Below are 4,141 nucleotides of genomic sequence, written 5' to 3'. Positions count from 1 at the left end.
AACTGCCGCAGGAAGTGCAGGCGCTGCTTCCGTCAGACAAGACCGACTTGACCGATGGCACGAAGACGACGCCAACCGCGCCGTCACAGACAGAGGTCAAGACTGCGGACGGTACTTGGACTTTCAAGTCTTATGACAAGAGCGAAGAAACCATCAATGGTGCGGATGCTCACTTCCTTGGCAGCTGGACTTTTGCAGCTGATTCAAGGACACTTACTGGCAGCGTGACTTGGATGGATCAGGACAACAGCACTGGCCGCCGTCCGCAAAGTGTGCTCATTCATCTGCTGGCCGATGGACAGGATACCGGTATCAGTGTGACGGTCAATGAAGCCATGGGATGGAGGTATAGCTTTGAAAACCTGCCGCGTTACAAGGATGGCAAGGAAATCATCTACAGCGTCCGTGAAGACGAAGTAGAAGGCTACAGCAGCAAAGCAGATGGTATGAATGTGACCAATCATCTGGCTGTCAAACCTGAGGTCAGAGAGGTTGGGAAGAAGCAGATTCTGCCGAGAACTGGTCAGAATGCTTCCATCTGGCTGCTGGCTCTTGGCTTCCTGACTCTTGGAGGGGCGGTTGGTTTGATCAAGCATCAGCGCAGCTAACCCCAAGCTTCAGTAAGAGCAAGTTCAAAAAACTGTTTCAAAAGTCTGTTATTCCCTTTCTGCTGGGAATAGCAGGCTTTTTTTAGGGGAAAGAAAAACATTATAAGCAGGCAAAAAAACTTAAATTTTTTTATAACATTTAAAATGGCCTTGTATTTTTCTAATAAGTGTGGTAAACTATTTTGGTAAAAAATTATATAAAGGAGACTGTTGATGCAAACAAAATCAATCGTACTTACCAGTGGATTAGTTGGCCTGATTGGTGGTATTTTCCTGCTGCTAGGACCAATTTTGATTTTCACTGTATTGGGTTCCAGCTTTTTGTTCACAATTCTGAAAATTGCTATCTTAGCTTTAGGAATTGCTGGCCTTGTCTACTATAAAGGAGATCAGCGTGTCGGTGTTGCCGGTCCTGTACTCTTAATCATTGCTGGTATTGTTGCCTTGATTCCATTATTGGGCTGGCTTGGAGGAATTCTTGCTATTGTAGGCGGTGCCCTTTACTTAGCAAACCTGAAAAAATTCACAGTCTAATGACATAAAGAAATGATGGCTCTGGGCCGTCATTTTTTTACGGAATTGTTATTTACAATCATTCTTGATAGTAAAGTGTAGCCTGTCATGCTATAATAGAAACAAACAAGTGAAGGATTTGGCGCAAGCATGATGAATGAACAAAATAAGCAGCATTATCAGGAAGTGCTGGAACATCTGCGGACCAAAGGGGTTCGCATAACAGAAACGCGCAAGGCGGTCACTGCCTTTATCATCAACAGTCATGACCATCCCAGTGCAGAGATGATTTATCAGGCCCTCCTGCCCCAGTATCCCAGTATGAGTCTGGCGACGGTTTATAACAATCTCAAGGTCCTGATGGAGGAAGGTTTTGTCTCAGAAATCAAGGTTCCCAATGATATGACGACCTATTTTGACTTCATGGGCCATCAGCACCTCAATGTCATCTGTGAAAAGTGCGGCCGGATCGCCGATATGGATATCGATATTCCCGATGTCAAGCTGGAAGCCGAGAGCCAGACAGGCTATCACATCACCAAGAGCCAGATGACCGTCTACGGCCTCTGCCCCCAATGCCAGAAAAAGCAAGTTCTTAGCTGAGGAGAACGGCTTTTTATTTTGCAGGAAACTGCTGCAAGACACATGCGATGATATTGTACAGTATTTGCTAAGTGTCTATTTTTTCAGCAAGACCTGATATTTTTGTGCTAGGATTTTTAAGTTTTTTGTTATAATAAACTAAGAAACGGCTTTTCAATAAGTTTTGAATTGGAAGGATATGAGGAGTCAGTTAAAGGAACATTGAAAAGCTTGTTATTGCATACAATAACTGCCGTTACTATGGTTTCGATTTTTAGGAGGTTTTATGTTCTGGCGAAGAAGTTGGGAAGATGAGATATCAGGAAGCGAAGAGTCCCCTTTTTTGGAATGCCGACATTTGCTTTTTGAGGAGGAGGCAGGCTATCCGATTTGTCCTTCCTGCGGCAAGTTAATCAAGAAAAATCTCCCTCAAAACAGTGTGGACCGCTCACGTCTTTATCTGATTTATCAAAAGGTGCAGCGAGTCTGGAGTGTCAAAATTGGAATTACTTCGACACTGCTCATTCTCATCCTATCTTATTTACTGCCACAGCTTATAGGTGGATGGTTTCTATGGACGGGGGACTATGGATTTAGTAGATTTATTCCTTCTAGCTCTCACAATCCCACCTTATTTAGTGTGACACTTTTTGGTTATATTCCCTTATTTATCTTTTTTGTGGCAAGAGAGCGTGTTAAGCGATTTTTCACCTTCTCTTTGAGGATTGAACATTTTCATAAAATTCTTTATTCTTGGCCGGTTCAGCTTACTCTCTTTATCTTTATTATCATCTTATTAAGTATTTATATGCCTAAATTTTACGAGATGGAAGGAGAATCCTTGATTGCTAAGCAAATTCAGCTGACTCCCGCCCAGCACGCCAAGGGGGTAGAGCTCTTCATCTTTGTCAATATGCTTTGTAACTGGATAGTAGCAGGATTGTTAGTCGTTCATCAACTGATAGACAGGCGGCGGACTTGGTGGCTCAAGGAAGCCAACGAGGCTTACCTGGCTGGCGGATGCTAAGATGAAGAGAAGTTTCGATTTTTAGGAGGTCTTATGTTCTGGAGAAAGAAATGGCTGGATGAGTTGTCAGACAGTGATGAATCGCCTTTTTTGGAATGCCGGCATCTTCTCTTTGAGGAGGAGGCAGATTATCCTATCTGTCCTTCCTGCGGCAAGCTAATTAAGAAAAATCTCCCTCAAAACAGTGTGGACCGTTCACGTCTTTATCTGATTCATCAAAAGGTACAGCGGATATGGAGTGTCCAACTGGGGAAGGGCTATTCCTGGTTTCTTATATTTATTTTAGCTCTTTTTTTGCCTGATTTTTTAAGTAATATCATACTGAAGAATGGAAATTATGGCTTTACTACTTTTGTAGTTCCAAGTCATCGTACGCCTGGGATGTTTGCTTTTGCTATGACTGGTTATATTCTTCCTTGTCTGTTTTTTCTCGGTCAGGAGCGCACCAAACGGTTTACGACTTTTTCTTTAGGTTTTGAGCGTTTCCATAAAATCCTTTATTCTTGGCCTGTTCGCCTTGTTACTTTTGTTGCTGTTATTTGTTTTATCAATGTCATTATGCCAAAAATTTATGGGGTTGAGGGAGATGTATTTATAGGTAAACATAGTCAATTGACTCCCGCCCAGCACGCCAAGGGGGTAGAGCTCTTCATCTTTGTCAATATGCTTTGTAACTGGATAGTAGCAGGATTGTTAGTCGTTCATCAGCTGATAGACAGGCGGCGGACTTGGTGGCTCAAGGAAGCCAACGAGGCTTATCTGGCTGGCGGGTGTTGAGTTTGGGAGAAGATTTCTGGATAAAAAGGCTGGATTTTGTCAATTAGACTAGCTTTTTAGGCGAAAATTTTGTAAAATGGAATAGATAAAGGGGGACTCCCCCGAAAAATAAAAGGAGAATCCATCTAATGGTAAAATTAGTTTTTGCTCGCCACGGTGAGTCTGAGTGGAACAAGGCCAATCTTTTCACTGGTTGGGCTGATGTAGACCTTTCTGAAAAAGGAACACAGCAAGCGATCGACGCTGGTAAGCTGATCAAGGAAGCAGGCATTGAGTTTGACCAAGCCTACACTTCAGTATTGAAACGCGCTATCAAGACTACTAACTTGGCTCTGGAAGCAGCTGACCAGCTCTGGGTGCCAGTTGAAAAATCTTGGCGGCTGAACGAGCGTCACTATGGCGGCCTGACTGGTAAAAACAAGGCAGAAGCAGCAGAGCAGTTCGGTGATGAGCAGGTTCACATCTGGCGCCGTTCTTACGATGTTTTGCCTCCAGATATGGCCAAAGACGATGAGCATTCAGCTCACACGGACCGCCGTTACGCTCATCTGGACGACTCTGTCATCCCTGATGCAGAAAACCTAAAAGTAACCTTGGAACGCGCCCTGCCATTCTGGGAAGACAAGATTGCACC

General features: G+C 43.8%; 6 protein-coding genes. All 6 read left to right on the top strand.

Features of this window, described 5'->3' with window-relative positions; all coding sequences use genetic code 11:
• The coding region (locus tag STRDD11_RS08970) for a Cna B-type domain-containing protein (RefSeq protein ID WP_128837116.1) at positions 1–608 on the top strand (608 nt) is incomplete at its 5' end.
• A gap of 213 nt (positions 609–821) precedes the next feature.
• Positions 822–1,142 (top strand): hypothetical protein, encoded by a 321-nt coding sequence (locus tag STRDD11_RS08965; RefSeq protein ID WP_128837032.1) that lies wholly within the window; start codon positions 822–824, stop codon positions 1,140–1,142.
• Between the two features lie 132 nt (positions 1,143–1,274).
• The gene (locus tag STRDD11_RS08960) at positions 1,275–1,724 is read left to right on the top strand and encodes a Fur family transcriptional regulator (protein WP_128837115.1); all 450 of its coding nucleotides are present in this window, start codon (positions 1,275–1,277) and stop codon (positions 1,722–1,724) included.
• Positions 1,725–1,989: 265 nt separating this feature from the next.
• A complete protein-coding gene (locus STRDD11_RS08955; RefSeq protein ID WP_128837031.1) occupies positions 1,990–2,730 on the top strand; it encodes a hypothetical protein in 741 nt (246 codons plus the stop codon).
• A 33-nt stretch (positions 2,731–2,763) separates the two neighbouring features.
• Positions 2,764–3,507, top strand: coding sequence for a hypothetical protein (locus STRDD11_RS08950; RefSeq protein ID WP_128837030.1), 744 nt, complete (start codon positions 2,764–2,766; stop codon positions 3,505–3,507).
• Positions 3,508–3,635: 128 nt separating this feature from the next.
• Positions 3,636–4,141, top strand: a 506-nt coding sequence (locus tag STRDD11_RS08945; protein ID WP_128837114.1) for a 2,3-bisphosphoglycerate-dependent phosphoglycerate mutase, incomplete at its 3' end; no start/stop codon positions are given.

This window comes from Streptococcus sp. DD11 (assembly GCF_001578865.1).
GTDB lineage: Bacteria > Bacillota > Bacilli > Lactobacillales > Streptococcaceae > Streptococcus > Streptococcus panodentis.
This window is presented reverse-complemented; position numbering and strand designations above follow the sequence as displayed.

Bases quoted from the DNA above. Each gene is read 5' to 3' on its own strand.
- STRDD11_RS08950 (WP_128837030.1), top strand. From the start codon at position 2,764: ATGTTCTGGAGAAAGAAATGGCTGGATGAGTTGTCAGACAGTGATGAA.
- STRDD11_RS08955 (WP_128837031.1), top strand. From the start codon at position 1,990: ATGTTCTGGCGAAGAAGTTGGGAAGATGAGATATCAGGAAGCGAAGAG.
- STRDD11_RS08960 (WP_128837115.1), top strand. From the start codon at position 1,275: ATGAATGAACAAAATAAGCAGCATTATCAGGAAGTGCTGGAACATCTG.
- STRDD11_RS08965 (WP_128837032.1), top strand. From the start codon at position 822: ATGCAAACAAAATCAATCGTACTTACCAGTGGATTAGTTGGCCTGATT.